This is a genomic window from Amycolatopsis dongchuanensis (genome assembly GCF_039542405.1).
GTDB lineage: Bacteria > Actinomycetota > Actinomycetes > Mycobacteriales > Pseudonocardiaceae > Amycolatopsis_E > Amycolatopsis_E sacchari.
The window spans coordinates 95,447-109,466 of record NZ_BAABIB010000054.1; the positions used below are offsets into that span (position 1 = coordinate 95,447).

A 14,020-nucleotide genomic window follows, 5' to 3' on the forward strand; every position below is an offset into this window, starting at 1 on the left:
TCTGAAGGCGTGTTTCATGGGTCGATTTCCTCCTCATCGACGCTGACTGGTGGCGAGGAAGTACCGATCGGTGGACCGAGTATGCCCCTGATTTTCCAACGGTGTCAACCACGGATTTCGAAAGTTTTCGAATGCCTGGAATGGGGCTGCGCCGGAGGGGTGACCATTCCGGAAATCATGATCGCGACGATTTCCGAAAATTTTCGGAATGGTTCAGGGGGTGCCGTGCAGCCGGCTCGCGCCCGCGCGGATGGCGTCCGACAGCGCCGCCGTCGGACCGTGCAGCGCCGCGCGGCGCGCGGTGAGCACGAACTCGACCTCACCGGGATCGGGCAGACCGTGGCCGGCGGGCAGTTCGACGAGCCCGGCGGGCACCAGGCTGCGCGCGAACACCGCGACCCCGAGCCCGGCGAGCGCGGCGGCGCGCAACCCGTTGAGGCTGCCGCTCGTGCACACGCCGCGCCACTGCCGTCCCGCGCGCCGCAGGGCGTCGAGCGCGCGGGCGCGAGTGATGCTCGGGGGCGGGTAAGCGATCAGCGGCACGGGTTCGCCGGCATCGAGTTCGAAGCCCTCACGGCCCACCCACACCAGCGGCTCCGTCCACAGTGCACCGACGCCGTCCTCGCCCGCGGCCCGCTTGCCCAGCACCAGATCCAGTTCGCCCGCACGCAGCTGCTCGTGCAGCACACCGGACAACGCCACCGTCAGCTCCAGGTCCACGCGTGGGTGCGTGCGCCGGAACTCGCCGAGGATCTCCGGCAGCGGGCCGGCCACGAAGTCCTCCGAGGCGCCGAAGCGGACGCGGCCCCGCAGCTCGCCGCCTGTGAAATAGTTCATAGCCGTCTCGATCGTGTCGAGCACGTTGGCAGCGAACCCGATCATCGCCTCGCCGTCGGCCGTGAGCTCCACCGAGTGCGTGTCCCGCACGAACAGCTGCTGCGTGCTCGCCCGCTCCAGCTTGCGAACGTGCTGGCTGACGGTGGACTGCCGCAGCCCGAGCCGTTGCGCGGCGCGCGTGAAGCTGCGCGTCTCCGCGACCACGAGGAACGTCCTCAGCCACACCGGGTCCAGCACCCGTCCGAGCGTATATCACGGTTCGCGATAACAGTTAGAGCAGCGATCATACTTCACAATCGGCTCGTTCCGGCCCAAGATCGGAGGATCCCAGCGAAAGGACCGGATTCATGCGTGGGGCGGCGTTGCTCGCGAAAACCCGGATCGACCCGTTCATCCTCGGCATCCTCGCCGCGGTCGGGGTCGCCGCCCTGTTCCCCGCGCGCGGCCAGGGTGCGGACGTCGCGTCGGCGGTCAGCTCGGTCGGTGTCGGCGCGCTGTTCTTCCTCTACGGCGCGCGACTGTCCACAGCGGAGGCGATGGCCGGGCTCCGGCACTGGCGGCTGCACCTGACGATCCTCGTCTCGACCTTCGTCCTGTTCCCGCTGCTGGGCCTGGCGGCGAAACTGCTGGAACCCTCGGTGCTGAGCCCGGAACTGGTGGCGGGCGTGATCTTCCTGTGTGCGCTGCCGTCCACAGTGAACTCCTCGATCGCGTTCACGTCGATCGCCCGCGGCAACGTGGCGGCCGCGATCTGCGCCGCGTCGTTCTCCAGCCTCATCGGCATCGTGCTCACGCCGCTGCTGGTGGGCCTGCTGCTGAACACCACGGGCAACGGCTTCTCGCTGCACTCGGTGACCGACATCGTGCTGCAGCTGCTCGTGCCGTTCCTCGCCGGGCAGCTCCTCCGCCGGTGGATCGGCGGCTGGATCACCGCGCACAAGAAGGTGCTGGGCCGGGCCGACCGCGGCGTCATCCTCATCGTCGTCTACACGGCGTTCAGCGAGGGCGTGGTCGCCGGGATCTGGCACCGGCTCAGCTGGGTCTCGCTCGTCGTGTTGCTGGTCGTGAACCTGGTGCTGTTCTTCGTCGTGCTGGGCGTGCTGCGGTTCCTCACCCCGCGCCTTGGCTTCGCCCGCGAGGACCGGATCGCGATCGTCTTCTGCGGGTCGAAGAAGAGCCTGGCCAGCGGGCTGCCGATGGCCACCGTGTTGTTCCCCGCCCACAGCGTGGGGCTCATCGTGCTGCCGCTGATGCTGTTCCACCAGGCCCAGCTGATGATCTGCGCGGTGCTCGCCCGCCGGTGGGGCGCGCGGCAGCCCGAACTCGCTTCCTGAACGAGACATATGTCGCAGGCGCCTCAGGCCATTAGTATGAGCCGCATGAAGACGGTCGTCGAACGGTTGCGGGGCACGTCCCCGGTGTTCTCCGTGGAGTTCTTCCCGCCCCGCGACGCCGCCGACGAGGCCGTGCTGTGGCGCTCCATCCGCGAGCTGGAGGGCTTCGACCCGGCGTACATGTCCATCACCTACGGCGCGGGCGGGTCGAGCCGTGACGGCACGATCCGCAACATCGCGAGGGTGGCCACCGAGACCACGCTGGTCCCGATGGCCCACCTGACGGCGGTGGACCACTCGGTCGCCGAGCTGCGCAACGTCATCGGCTGGTATGCCGCCGTCGGCGTGCGCAACATCCTCGCGCTGCGTGGTGACCCGCCGGGCGACCCGTACGGCGAATGGGTGCCGCACCCCGAGGGGCTCACCTACGCGGAGGAGCTGGTCGAACTCGTCCGTTCGCTCGGTGACTTCTGCGTGGGCGTGTCGGCCTTCCCGTACGGCCACCCGCGTTCGGCCGATCTCGACACCGACACCAAGTACCTCGTGCGCAAGTTCAAGGCCGGTGCCGAGTTCGGCATCGCGCAGCTGTTCTTCGAGGCCGAGGACTTCCTGCGGCTGCGGGACAGGGTCGCCGCCGCGGGCTGTGACGCGCTGCTCATCCCCGGCGTCATGCCGCTGACCACGCCGCGCACGCTCAAGACCACGATCAAGCTGTCCGGCGCGGCGTGCCCGCAGTGGCTGCTCGACCGGCTGGGGCCGCTGGAGAGCGACCCGAAGGCGTTCCGCGCCGAGGGGCTGGACGTGGTGACCGAGCTGTGCGAGCGGCTGATCGCCGAGGGTGTGCCGGACCTGCACTTCTACACGTTCAACCGCTCGAAGGCGACGCGCGAGGTCGTGCAGCGCCTCGGGCTGGTGCCCGTACGGGCCTGAAAAACCGGCTTGCCGTGGGCAGGTAGGTTGCCCCCATGGCGTCTGTGCACGAGATCTCCGACCGGTTCGTGACCGAGTTCGCGGCGGCCCACCCCGTCGCCGCGACGGAGCTGGGGATTCCCGGCTACGACGACCAGCTCACCGACTACTCGCCGGAGGGCCACGCGGCCCGCGCTGCCCTGTCCCGCCGCGCGCTCGCGGAGATCGAAGCCACCGAACCCGCCGACGCCGGTGAGCGTGCCGCGAAGGCGGTCTTCACCGAGCGCGTCGGGCTTGACCTGGAGATCCACGAAGCGGGCTTGGACGCCGCCTCGCTGAACGTGATCGCCAGCCCGGTGCAGGACCTCCGCATGGTCTTCGACCTCATGCCGACCGACACCGAGGAGCAGTGGGCGAACATCGCCGCCCGCCTGCACAAGGTCCCCGTGGCCGTCGACGGCATCCGCGCCTCCCTGCTCGCCGCCGCCGAGGCGGGCAACGCGCCCGCGTTGCGGCAGGTCACGAAGGTCGCCGAGCAGGCCGAGACGTGGGCGGGCCTGGGCGGTGAGAAGGGCTTCTTCGACAGCTTGGTCGCGAACGGCCCGGAGGCGCTGCGCAAGGACCTCGAACACGGCGCGCGGTCGGCGCAGGAGGCGTACGCCGAGCTGGCCGGGTTCCTGCGTGCGGAGCTGGCGCCCAAGGCCCGCGTCAAGGACGCCGTCGGCGAGGACGCGTACCGCCTGTGGTCGCGCTACTTCACCGGCGCCGCGCTCGACCCGCGTGAGGCCTACGAGTGGGGCTGGGGCGAGTTCGCCCGCCTCGAAGGCGAAATGCGCGAGGTGGCCGCCCGCATCAAGCCGGGCGCGACGCTGCACGAGGTGGCCGAAGTGCTCGACGCCGACCCGAAGTACCGGGTGCACGGCCGCAAGCAGTTCGAACAGTGGATGCAGCGGCTGTCCGACACCGCGCTGCGCGAGCTGCGCGGCAAGCACTTCGACATCCCCGACGAGCTGATGGCGCTGGAGTGCCGGATCGCGCCTCCCGGTGGCGGCGCGGGTGCGTACTACACCGGTCCCAGCGAGGACTTCTCCCGTCCCGGCCGCATGTGGTGGTCGCTGCCGCCGGGCCGTGACGAGTTCTCCACGTGGCGCGAGGTCAGCACCGTCTACCACGAGGGCGTGCCGGGCCACCACCTGCAGATCGCGACCGCGGTCGCACAGCCCTCGCTCAACCGGTTCCAGCGGATGCTGGCGTTCGTCTCGGGGCACGGCGAGGGCTGGGCGCTCTACGCCGAGCGGCTGATGCAGGACCTCGGCTACCTCTCCGACGACGGTGAGCTGTTCGGCATGCTCTCCGAGCAGCTGTTCCGCGCCGGCCGCGTGCTCGTCGACTTCGGCATGCACCTGGAGCTGGAGATCCCGAAGGGCACGGGCTTCCACGAGGGCGAGCGCTGGACCCCGGAGCTGGGCCTGGAGTTCATGCTCACCCGCACCATCACCGACCCGCCGCTGGTGCACGACGAGATCGACCGCTACCTCGGCTGGCCGGGGCAGGCGCCCGCGTACAAGCTCGGTGAGCGGCTGTGGCTCGAAGCCCGCGAGGACGCCCGCCGCAGGCAGGGATCTTCCTTCGACATCAAGGAGTTCCACACCAAGGCCCTCCGCCTCGGCGGCATGGGCCTCGACACCCTTCGCACCCAACTGGCCGAACTGGACTGACATGCACCGCATCTACCGCGTCACCCCACCGCCCCGCGCCTAGCGGGGCGGAACACTCGCACGTCTTTCGCCCCGCGTCGGTGTCCTCGAAAACCTCGACGCTGGAGCGTTTCCCATGTCTTCCTCCGTTGCCGCGCCTGCGCGCGGCCGTTCGGCGTTCGCGCTGGTCCTCGCCGGCATCCTCTGGGGTACCGGTGGTCTGTCCGGCAGTCTGCTGGCCGGAAAGGCCGGGCTGCACCCGTTGTCCGTGGCGGCCTTCCGGCTGCTGCTGGGCGGCGGCTGCACGGTGCTGTTCCTCGTCGTCACGCGGCGTCGTCCACAGTGGACGGTGCCGGTGGTGCGGCGGCTGCTCGTGGCCGGGGTGCTGCTCGGCCAGTTCCAGGCGTGCTACTTCGGTGCGGTGTCGCTGACGTCGGTCAGCCTCGCGACCATGGTGACGATCGGCAGCGTGCCGGTGTTCGTCACGCTGGCCACGACCGCGGTCCGGCGCCGCCGTCCCGCCACGACCACGCTCGTTTCGACGGCGGCCGCGGTGGCCGGGCTCGCGCTGCTCACGTGGTCGCCTGCCGGGCTGTCCGGCGGCGGCCGGCTGCTCGGCGGGGTCGCGCTCGCGCTGACCGCCGGTGCCGGGTTCGCACTGCTGACCCTGGTGACCCGGCGCCCGGTCGAGGGCCTCGACTCGTTCGGCACCACCGCGTTCGGGCTGCTCGTCGGCGGGGTGCTGCTGCTGCCGCTCGGGCTGGCGTCGGGCATGGCACTGCCGCTGCGGCCCGACGTGGTCGCGGTCGCGCTGTACCTCGGCCTCGTGCCGACGGGTGTGGCCTACGGCGCGTACTTCCTGGCGCTGCGCACGGCGGCCCCCGTCGTCGCCGCGCTGTCCGCGCTGCTGGAACCGCTGACGGCGGCCGTGCTGTCGGCGTTCCTCCTGCACGACGAACTGGGCGTGACCGGGTGGACCGGCGCCGCCCTGCTCGTCACCGCACTGGCGGTCAGCTACCTGCGGGAGTGACGGAGGCCCCGCCCGGGGGCTCGAGCGGCAGGGTGCGGCCGAGGATCGCGAACGGCCGCGGATCGCCGGCGAAGTGGTAGTCGCGCAGGACGTCGACGAACCCCACCCGCCGGTAGAGCTTCCAGGCCCGGCTCGGGCCCTCGGGTGTGGACAGCAGCACGTGCCGGTTCGGCACTCCGTCGAGCAGCCGCCGCAACAGGTTCTCGCCGATGCCGTGGGCCTGGCTGCGCGGGTGCACGTGGATCTCGGTCAGCTCGAAGTAGTCGGCGAGCCAGTGGTCGGCCGCCGCCTCACCGCCGCTCCGCACCAGCCCCCGCCGCACCTGCTCGTGCCACCACTGGCCGGGGTTGCCGCGGTAGCCGTAGGCGATGCCCAGCAGCCGCCCGTCGGCGTCGAGCGCGGCGAACCCGCGCCAGCCGTCGCGCAACGCGTGCGTCAGCCACATCGGGGCCCGCTGCTCCGCCGTGCCCGGCGGGTAGCGCATCGCCTCGACGTAGATGGCCAGCGCCTCGCGCAGGCGCGCGCGGAAGTCGTCCGCGGTCAGTGGCACGAACTGGGTGGACACCGTGGTCATGTACCCACTCCCGCGGCCTGCCCGCCGGTGAGCGCCAGCAGATCGGCGAACGTCGTGGGGAACACCGACTTCGCGTGCCCGGCGGCGGCCCACACGACGTCGTACTGCTCGAGCGCGGTGTCCACGATCGTGGGAATGCGGGCCGGGTGGCCGACCGGGGCGACCCCGCCGATGACCTGACCCGTGTGCTCCTTGACGAAGGCGGGGTCGGCCTTCTCGACGGAGACGGCGCCGACGAGCTCGGCGAGCCTGCCGGTGTCCGCCCGGTGCGCGCCGGAGGTCAGCGACAACAGCGGGCCGGTGTGGTCGGCGTACACGGCCCGGAAGATCAGGCTGTTCGCGATCGCGCCCACCGTCACGCCGAGCGCTTCGGCGGCCTGTGCCGCCGTGCGCACCTCGGCGGGCAGGATGCGGATGCCGCGGGCGGCGTCGTGCTGGCCCGCTTCCGCCAGTGCGGCGGCGACCTTGGCGACGGCCGGGTGGTCGAGGCTGCTCATACCGATATGAGATCACGGACCGCCCGTGCGGGCGACGCTCGGTTCCGTTCCCGCCCGGGTGAGCACCAGGCCGACGGCGAGCCCCGCCGCGACGACCGCGATCCCGGTCCAGACCAGCGGCCCCGGCAGGTCACCGCCGGTGAGCGCGGCGGCGACGGGCGCGATCCCGGTGAGCAGCCCGCTGCGCCCCGGCCCGAGCCGGGCGACGGTCGAGTACCACAGCAGGAAGGCCGCCGCCGTGACCAGGACCGCGAGGTAGGCGATCGCGGCCCATTCCGTCCCCGTGGTGGGGAGCGTGTCTTCTTCGGCTGCTCCGAGCAGCGCGAACATGACCGCGCCGAGCCACACCGAGTGCAGCGACACGCCCCACGCGCCGTGCCTGCCGAGCACCGGCACGGCGAGCAGCGTGAACCCCGCCTCGCACAACAGCGCCACCGCGGCCCACGCGACGCCGGCCGCGTCCGTCCGGCCGGTCCCTTCGACGAGGACGCTGCCGACCGTGACGACCACCGCCGCGAGCAGGATCCGCCGGTGCGGCCGCTGTCCCTGCACCAACGGGCCGACGAGCCCGAGCAGCACCGGCACGCACGCGACGGCCACCGCGATGACGGCGGGTTCGGCGTGCTCACCGCCCCGCACGAGCGCGACGTTGAACAACACCAGCCCGCTCGCCGCGACCCCGGCCAGCCACAGCCATTCGCAACCTCGCGGGAGGAGGATCCGGTGCCCCGTGGCCCTGGCCAGCGCCAGCAGGATGACGAACGCGATGGCGTAGCGGATCGCCTGCGTCGTGAACAGGGGAGCGTCGCCGAGCGAGCCCGAAACCGTGACGCTGCCGCCGACGAACGCCATCGCGGCGGCGCCGGGCAAGGCCGTGCGGATGCTGTGCATGCGGCCAGCCTGTCGTCAGAATGGTCCGATGGACAGGGCCAAAGAAGACGCGGAACACTGGTCCAAAGCCGCGGACTTCCTGCAGCTCGACGTGCGTGAGGCTCCGCCGGGCGGGTTGTCGGACTGGCTCGCCGGACGGCTTAGGCACGCCATCACCGACGGTCGGCTGCCCGTCGGCGCCCGGCTGCCGCCGACCCGCGTGCTGGCCGGGGAACTGGGCGTCTCGCGGGGCGTCGTCACCGAGGCGTACCGGCGGTTGGCGGAAAGCGGGCAGATCGCGGGCCGCGGACGCACCGGGACCGTTGTGGTCGCCGTGCCTGCCGCGTCCCCGAGCCCGGTTGTGCGTGCGCCGTCAGGGTTTCCGGTCGAAGCCGGACCGGACGTGTTCGAGTCCCTGCGCGCCGCCCCGGCTCGCATCGACCTTTCGCCCGGCGTGCCCGACCTGGCCGCGTTCCCGCGCGCGGCGTGGCTGCGGGCCGAACGCCGCGTGCTGGACCGCTTGTCCCCGGCGGACTTCGGGTACGGCGACCCCCGGGGCGCCCCGCGCTTCCGCGCCGCGGTCGCGCAGTGGCTGGCCCGCAACCGCGGGATCGCGGTGGACCCGGACGAGGTCGTGGTCGTCGCCGGGGTCGCGCAGGCGCTCGTCCTGCTCGCGCGCGTGCTCGCCGCGGAGGGGATTTCCACGGTGGCGGTGGAGGATCCGGGCTCGCTGGGCGCGCGGCGGCAGTTCCAGGGCTGGGGGTTCGCGACCCCGCCGGTCCCGGTGGACGGCGGCGGGGTGCGGGTCGCGGACCTGCGTGCGAGCGGCGCGCCGGTGGCGCTGCTGACGCCCGCGCACCAGTTCCCGACAGGCGTGGTCCTCGACGGCGGTCGCCGGCGGGAGCTGCTGCGCTGGGTGGACGAAGGCGGCCTGGTCATCGAGGACGACTACGACGCCGAGCACCGTTACGACCGGCCGCCGGTGCCCGCGCTGCGCTCGATGCGGGCCGATGGGATCTGCTACGCGGGCAGCGTGTCGAAGCTGCTGGCGCCCGCGCTGCGGGTGGGCTGGCTGCTCGTGCCGCGGGAATACCGTTCTGCCGTGGTCGCCGCCAAACGCGAGGCGGATCTCGGAAATTCCGTCCTGCCCCAACTCGTGCTCGCGGAATTGGTGGAAACGGGCGAACTGGAGCGCCAGTTGCGGTTGCTGCGGCGACGGCACCGCCGGAGGCGGGACGTGATGATCGCCGCACTCGCCGAGCACCTGCCGGGCGCCCGCGTGCACGGCGCCTCGGCCGGGCTGCACCTGACGATCACCTTCGACGGCGAGTTCTCCGATGTCGAGCTGGCGGCGACCGCGCTGGAGCGGGGCGTGAAGGTGCAGCCGCTGTCGTGGCACCGGCAGCGGCCGGGGCCGCCGGGGCTCGTGCTGGGCTACGCGGCGAGCGCGACGGGCGACCTGGCGGAGGGAATAGCGGTGCTCGGTTCCGCGCTGAACGAAAGGGAGTTCGATCACCGGATCGAGGCTTGAACGAACACGTGTTCGAAGTTAGGCTGGAACTCGCTCGAACACAGGTTCGACACCCGGTGGAGCGCTCGCCGGTGCGGTGCCCGGCGTGGGAGCGGGGGAAGCGCCTCCGCGCCGGGCACCGTGGCCACCAGCAAGAACAGGGAGGGGCAATGTCCATTGCCACCGTCGCGTCCCGTGCCGGTTCGGGGCAGCACGAGCTGCCGTTGCCGGTGCGGCCGCCCACCGCGCCTGCCGCCGTGGCTCTGCTGAACGAGGCCCGGCAGGGGCTCGCCGAGGCGGAGCACGCCACGGACCCGGTCACGAAGTTCGTCACGTCCTACCTGGCGGCGTTGCGGGGTGGCGCCGCCGTGCTCGCCGCCCGTGGCCGCCCGCACCGCGGGCGCGCCCGGCCCGCGAGCGTGTGGGTGCTGCTGGAGTCGGCGGCGCCCGAGCTGGCCGAGTGGTCGGCGTACTTCGCGGCGAACTCGGCCGCGCGGGCCGCCGCGCAGGCGGGGATCACGCGGCGGATCACCGAGGCCTCGGCGGCGGAGCTGTGCCGTCAGGCCGGGTTGTTCCTCGAGCTGGCCGACCGGGTGGTGCACCCTCGTGCCGAGGCCGTCCGGCAGTGCGCCGAGCCGCCGGGGCGGAGGAAGGCCCAGCGCCCGTAATGGCCGGTCAAGCCCTGATCGACCACGGTCGTTTTCTCGACGCGCTCGGTATCGAGGTGGAGTTGCTGATCGACGCTTCGCACGCGGCGCCTGCCAGCACGCCCGTGCCCACGTGCCCGGGGTTCACCGTCGGCGAGGTGGTCCGGCACATCGGCGGCGTGTACCGCGTGGCGAAGCTGTGGATGACGGAGGGAAGAGCACCGAAGGACTGGCAACGGTATCCGGCGCCGGGACAGTCCCTTGAGGACTATCTGCGGCAGGGTTTCGACGCGCTGCTGGGCGAGTTCGCCGCGCACGAGCCCGATGCGTACGCGGCGAGCTGGTGGCCGGCGGATCGCACGTACGGCTTCTGGTGGCGCCGGATGGCCCACGAGACCACGGTGCACCGTTACGACCTGGAGGACGCCACGGCCGAGCCCATCACCGATGTGGCGGACGATTTCGCGGTGGACGGCATCGACGAGGTGCTGTCGGCGTGGTTCGCCCAACGGCTGCCGATGCTGGGCCTGTCGGGCACGATCACCAGGACGGTGGCGGTGCACAGCGGAGGCCACCACTGGATCGCGAGGGCGGGGCCTGGCGTGACGGAGGCCTGGCACTGCTCAGCGGAGGAAGCCGCCACGGCGGACGGCTCCGTCACCGCCGATCCGATGGCCATGTACCTGTGGACGTGGGGCCGCCTCCCCCTACGCAACGTGAACTGGTCCGGCGACGATGACGCCATCGCCCAGTTCTGGTCACTACTCCGCCTGGCCACGAAGTAACCCGCCCAGACCCGGCACGTGGGGAAGCGCAGCCGGGAGAGGACGGGAGCGGTGGCGGCGGTGGTTGTGGTGGCTTGGGCTGCGGTGGCTTGGGCTGCGGTGGTTTTGGAGGCAGCGGCGCTCTGGCTGCGGTGGTTTTAGCCGCAGTGGCGCTTGGGCTGCGGTGGTTTTGGCCACAGCGGCGCTCTGGCTGCGGTAGTGCTGCCCCGGCGGTGGCTATGGCCACTGCGGTGGCTGTCGGCTGCAGCGGTGCCGCGGCAGCGGCTGGGGCACGGGCTACGGCTGCGATGATGGCTGCGGCCGTGCCGCATGGTGGCTTTGGCCGCAGCGGTGGCTGCGGTGAGGGGATCGCCATCCCCTCACCGCACCCACAGCACCACCACCGTTGGCGGCTTCGGGCTGCGATGGCGCCGGGCAGCCGCGGTTGCGGCGACGGTGTGGATCTCCTCCCGCCACCGCAGCCACGTCGTGCCACGTCCTGGTTCCTGGTAGTGGCCTCGCCCGCCGCTGACGGCCCAACTCGACCGCCTGCCCACCCACGCCATGGGCCCGCTGCCTGCCGCCCTCCCGCCTGCCGCCCTCCCGCCTGCCGCCCTCCGCCGTCCCGCGCGTCGGCCCACCTCCTTCGCCGCTGCCCTCCCGCGCGTGGTCCACCTCCTCCGCCGCCCGCCTCCGTTGCTGCTCCGCCCGCCTCCACTGCCGCTCCGCCCGCCTCCGCCCTCGGTCTGTCCACCCTCCGCCGTCGGCCTGTTCACGCCACCCGGTCAGGCGTGCCGAGTCCCTCCTGCCCCGCAGTCACCGCCCACGCACCTCCCCCACCGCGGCAGCGGCGCCCACAACCACCCCAAACACCAAAAACCCCCGCCGTCACCCGGTACGGTGCTGCCCATGTCGACAAGGCTTGTCGCCCTGTGGGTTGATGCCGTGCGGCCCGCGGGGCTCGCCCGGTTCTGGGCCGCGCTCCTCGGGTGGGAGGTCGTCGACGATCATGTCGTGCGGGCACCGGTCACCGACGGGTGCGAACTGGATTTCGTGTTCGTCCCCGAGCGGGCCCCGAAAACCGGCAAGAACCGCGTCCACCTCGACCTGGCTAGTTACTCCGCCTCGGATCAGCGCGCGAAGGTCGAGCGGGCGCTTTCCCTTGGCGCGCAACGCAAGGACGTCGGCCAGGGCGAGGTTCCGTGGGAGGTCCTGGCCGACCCCGAGGGCAACGAGTTCTGCGTCCTCGAACCGCGCCCCGGCTACACCACCACCGAAACCGTCGCCGCGATCGTCGTCGACGTGCATGACCCGTTGGCGCTCGCATCGTTCTGGAGCGGGCAGAGCGGGTGGCGCATCGGAGCGCGGCAGGAAGTCGTCGTCGGCTTGCGGGCACCCACCGGACGCGGCCCGTGGCTCGAGTTCCTCCACACCCCGGACCCCCTCGACCGGCCCACTCGCCTCCGCCTCGCGCTCGCCGGGGCCCCGGACGCACCCGAAAGGGTCAAGACCGATCCCGAAGGAACCGAGTTCGTCCTGCTCAACCAGGGTTGAACACCTGTGTTTCGCCGACGTTGCGGAAGCCCTCGCAGGCCTGACATGCGCGAAACACCGGTGTCCTCGGAGCGCAACAAGCATCGGCGATCGTTATGGAATGGAAATTCGCCGAGTCAGACCCATGCAGGTCGTCGATGTGCCGGAGACGTGGCCGACCCCGGTCGAGCAAGAGGTCGAAGTCACCGACGCCACCACCTGGCGCCTGCGCATCCGGATGGACGACCGCCCGGGCATGCTCGCCCGGATCGCTATCCGGATGGCCGACCTGGAGTGCAACATCCTCGGCCTGACTGTCCTGCCTGTGCCGGGAGGCGTGCTCGACGAGATCGTCATCCGGCCTGCCACCGGTCTGACGAAGGAACAGCTGGTCCGCGCTATCCAGGACGAGGGCTGCGAGTGCTCGGCCATCGCCGACGCCGACGTGCGTGAACTCGTCGACGCATCCGCTGCCACCCTCACCGCCGCCAGCCGCGCCGTCGATGACCCCTCCCGGTACGCCGACGTCCTGCGTGAGGTGCTGGCCGCCGACCTCGTGACGGTGGTCCCGCTCGCCGAGGCGAATCCCGGCCGCTCCGAAGGCGGTCACCGCGCGGCCTTCGCCGTGGACGGCACCACCGCGCTCGTCGCCCGCCGCCGTTGGGCACCGTTCGTGCAGCTGGAACTGGCGCGGGCGGAAGCGCTGCTCGGCCTGCTCGACGCCGTCCGCGCCGACGTCTCCCGGCCCGCCGTCGCGACCTGTTCGAACGGTGCGGCGCTCGTGCTGCGGCAAGGACTTCCCGGCGACACTGACGCCGTCGCCGCCCTGCATGAACGCTGCTCCGCGCAAACACTGTTCCAGCGCTACCACACCGGAATGCGCACCATGCCGCGTCGCTGGTTGCACCGCCTCCTGATGCCGCCACGCGGGATGAGCCTTCTCGCCGTGTGCGGGCACGAAGTCGTCGGGCTCGGTCAGCTCATCCCCGGCAGCGGCGAACTCGCCGAGATCTCGCTGCTGGTGGACGACGCCTGGCAGCGCAAAGGCGTCGGCACGGCGCTCATGGCACGACTCGCCGTCATCGCCGCGGCCCGCGGGCACCGCAGGCTGATGGCAGTCTCGCTTCCCGGACGAGACGGCATTTTCCGTACCGCCGTGCGAGCCGGGCTGGCGCCGCAACAACCCGAGGAGGAGGGCCTGCTGCGGATCGACATCCCGGCACACCTGACCCCGCGCGTACCCGGCCGGATCTGATTCCCCGTGTACAGGGCACACCCAGGCAGCACTTCGGGAGCCCGGTGAACCCGGTCAGCGCCGCCAGAACCAGTCCTTCTCCCGGGCCTGGCGCAACGCCTCGCGCTTGGTCTCCTTGCTCAGGCGGTCGAGGTAGAGCATCCCGTTGAGGTGGTCGGTCTCGTGTTGCAGGCACTGCGCCAGCACGTCCTTGCCTTCCACCACAACGGGTTCGTTGTTCACGTCGACCCCGCGCACCACGGCACGGACGGCACGCGTGACCGGGAACCACAACTCGGGCACGGACAGGCAGCCTTCGTCGATCTCGTGCGTCGCCTCGGAGAGTTCGGCGATCTCCGGGTTGATCACGTATCCGGTCAGCCCGTCGACGTCGTAGCTGAACACCCGCAGCGACACCCCGATCTGCGGCGCGGCGAGCCCCGCGCGGCCCGCGGGTTTGACCGAGTCCAGCAGGTCGGTCACCAGCTGCCGCAGCCCCTTGTCGAAACGGGTCACCGGATCGCACACCGTCTTCAGCACCGGATCACCGAAGTACCGCAGTTCCCGCAACGCCATCCTGGGCA

At 71.7% G+C, this 14,020-nt stretch carries 14 protein-coding genes; 9 read left to right on the forward strand and 5 right to left on the reverse strand.

Going from position 1 to position 14,020, the window contains the following annotated elements:
- Positions 1-213: 213 nt before the first annotated feature.
- Positions 214-1,074 (reverse strand): LysR family transcriptional regulator, encoded by an 861-nt coding sequence (locus ABFX51_RS11480; protein ID WP_346053713.1) that lies wholly within the window; start codon positions 1,072-1,074, stop codon positions 214-216.
- Between the two features lie 110 nt (positions 1,075-1,184).
- On the opposite strand from ABFX51_RS11480, the gene ABFX51_RS11485 reads away from it, so the two are divergent.
- The 4 genes from ABFX51_RS11485 (at position 1,185) to ABFX51_RS11500 (ending at position 5,807) form a co-directional block, all read left to right on the forward strand.
- Positions 1,185-2,171 (forward strand): bile acid:sodium symporter family protein, encoded by a 987-nt coding sequence (locus tag ABFX51_RS11485; RefSeq protein ID WP_346053714.1) that lies wholly within the window; start codon positions 1,185-1,187, stop codon positions 2,169-2,171.
- A gap of 45 nt (positions 2,172-2,216) precedes the next feature.
- Positions 2,217-3,101, forward strand: a complete 885-nt coding sequence (locus ABFX51_RS11490) for a methylenetetrahydrofolate reductase (RefSeq protein WP_091512978.1) — start codon at positions 2,217-2,219, stop codon at positions 3,099-3,101.
- A gap of 35 nt (positions 3,102-3,136) precedes the next feature.
- Positions 3,137-4,798, forward strand: coding sequence for a DUF885 domain-containing protein (locus ABFX51_RS11495; RefSeq protein WP_346053715.1), 1,662 nt, complete (start codon positions 3,137-3,139; stop codon positions 4,796-4,798).
- A 115-nt stretch (positions 4,799-4,913) separates the two neighbouring features.
- A complete protein-coding gene (locus ABFX51_RS11500) occupies positions 4,914-5,807 on the forward strand; it encodes a DMT family transporter (protein WP_346053716.1) in 894 nt (297 codons plus the stop codon).
- Here ABFX51_RS11500 and ABFX51_RS11505 read toward each other — a convergent pair.
- The 3 genes from ABFX51_RS11505 to ABFX51_RS11515 are packed head-to-tail and all read right to left on the reverse strand — an operon-like array spanning position 5,788 to position 7,769.
- On the reverse strand, positions 5,788-6,381 hold the full coding sequence (locus tag ABFX51_RS11505; RefSeq protein ID WP_346053717.1) for a GNAT family N-acetyltransferase: 594 nt from the start codon (positions 6,379-6,381) through the stop codon (positions 5,788-5,790). The two genes, ABFX51_RS11500 and ABFX51_RS11505, sit on opposite strands and share 20 nt — an antisense overlap.
- Positions 6,378-6,878: a YbaK/EbsC family protein gene (locus tag ABFX51_RS11510; protein ID WP_091512776.1), complete on the reverse strand. Its 501-nt coding sequence runs from the start codon at positions 6,876-6,878 to the stop codon at positions 6,378-6,380. Before ABFX51_RS11510 ends, ABFX51_RS11505 begins: the two co-directional genes overlap by 4 nt.
- 12 nt (positions 6,879-6,890) lie before the next feature.
- Positions 6,891-7,769, reverse strand: coding sequence for a DMT family transporter (locus ABFX51_RS11515; RefSeq protein WP_346053718.1), 879 nt, complete (start codon positions 7,767-7,769; stop codon positions 6,891-6,893).
- 28 nt (positions 7,770-7,797) lie between these two features.
- Between ABFX51_RS11515 and pdxR the strand changes: the two genes are divergently transcribed.
- The 5 genes from pdxR to ABFX51_RS11540 all read left to right on the forward strand — a co-directional run bounded on the left by pdxR (position 7,798) and on the right by ABFX51_RS11540 (position 13,457).
- Positions 7,798-9,279 (forward strand): MocR-like pyridoxine biosynthesis transcription factor PdxR, encoded by a 1,482-nt coding sequence (gene pdxR, locus ABFX51_RS11520; RefSeq protein WP_346053719.1) that lies wholly within the window; start codon positions 7,798-7,800, stop codon positions 9,277-9,279.
- Positions 9,280-9,428: 149 nt separating this feature from the next.
- Positions 9,429-9,926, forward strand: a complete 498-nt coding sequence (locus ABFX51_RS11525; RefSeq protein ID WP_346053720.1) for an SAV_6107 family HEPN domain-containing protein — start codon at positions 9,429-9,431, stop codon at positions 9,924-9,926.
- Complete coding sequence (locus tag ABFX51_RS11530; protein ID WP_346053721.1) at positions 9,926-10,690, forward strand: maleylpyruvate isomerase family mycothiol-dependent enzyme; 765 nt, start codon at positions 9,926-9,928, stop codon at positions 10,688-10,690. Before ABFX51_RS11525 ends, ABFX51_RS11530 begins: the two co-directional genes overlap by 1 nt.
- A gap of 888 nt (positions 10,691-11,578) precedes the next feature.
- The gene (locus tag ABFX51_RS11535) at positions 11,579-12,223 is read left to right on the forward strand and encodes a VOC family protein (protein ID WP_091512785.1); all 645 of its coding nucleotides are present in this window, start codon (positions 11,579-11,581) and stop codon (positions 12,221-12,223) included.
- Between the two features lie 124 nt (positions 12,224-12,347).
- Entirely contained in the window at positions 12,348-13,457 is a 1,110-nt protein-coding gene (locus ABFX51_RS11540; protein WP_091512787.1) for a GNAT family N-acetyltransferase, read from the forward strand.
- A 54-nt stretch (positions 13,458-13,511) separates the two neighbouring features.
- Here ABFX51_RS11540 and def read toward each other — a convergent pair whose 3' ends face one another.
- A complete protein-coding gene (gene def / locus ABFX51_RS11545) occupies positions 13,512-14,012 on the reverse strand; it encodes a peptide deformylase (RefSeq protein ID WP_091512789.1) in 501 nt (166 codons plus the stop codon).
- Positions 14,013-14,020 lie beyond the last annotated feature (8 nt).

What these genes read in the sequence shown, in the direction of transcription:
- ABFX51_RS11485 (WP_346053714.1), top strand. Translation starts at nt 1,185, where the DNA reads ATGCGTGGGGCGGCGTTGCTCGCGAAAACCCGGATCGACCCGTTCATC.
- ABFX51_RS11490 (WP_091512978.1), top strand. Translation starts at nt 2,217, where the DNA reads ATGAAGACGGTCGTCGAACGGTTGCGGGGCACGTCCCCGGTGTTCTCC.
- ABFX51_RS11495 (WP_346053715.1), top strand. Translation starts at nt 3,137, where the DNA reads ATGGCGTCTGTGCACGAGATCTCCGACCGGTTCGTGACCGAGTTCGCG.
- ABFX51_RS11500 (WP_346053716.1), top strand. Translation starts at nt 4,914, where the DNA reads ATGTCTTCCTCCGTTGCCGCGCCTGCGCGCGGCCGTTCGGCGTTCGCG.
- ABFX51_RS11505 (WP_346053717.1), bottom strand. Translation starts at nt 6,381, where the DNA reads ATGACCACGGTGTCCACCCAGTTCGTGCCACTGACCGCGGACGACTTC.
- ABFX51_RS11510 (WP_091512776.1), bottom strand. Translation starts at nt 6,878, where the DNA reads ATGAGCAGCCTCGACCACCCGGCCGTCGCCAAGGTCGCCGCCGCACTG.
- ABFX51_RS11515 (WP_346053718.1), bottom strand. Translation starts at nt 7,769, where the DNA reads ATGCACAGCATCCGCACGGCCTTGCCCGGCGCCGCCGCGATGGCGTTC.
- pdxR (WP_346053719.1), top strand. Translation starts at nt 7,798, where the DNA reads ATGGACAGGGCCAAAGAAGACGCGGAACACTGGTCCAAAGCCGCGGAC.
- ABFX51_RS11525 (WP_346053720.1), top strand. Translation starts at nt 9,429, where the DNA reads ATGTCCATTGCCACCGTCGCGTCCCGTGCCGGTTCGGGGCAGCACGAG.
- ABFX51_RS11530 (WP_346053721.1), top strand. Translation starts at nt 9,926, where the DNA reads ATGGCCGGTCAAGCCCTGATCGACCACGGTCGTTTTCTCGACGCGCTC.
- ABFX51_RS11535 (WP_091512785.1), top strand. Translation starts at nt 11,579, where the DNA reads ATGTCGACAAGGCTTGTCGCCCTGTGGGTTGATGCCGTGCGGCCCGCG.
- ABFX51_RS11540 (WP_091512787.1), top strand. Translation starts at nt 12,348, where the DNA reads ATGCAGGTCGTCGATGTGCCGGAGACGTGGCCGACCCCGGTCGAGCAA.
- def (WP_091512789.1), bottom strand. Translation starts at nt 14,012, where the DNA reads ATGGCGTTGCGGGAACTGCGGTACTTCGGTGATCCGGTGCTGAAGACG.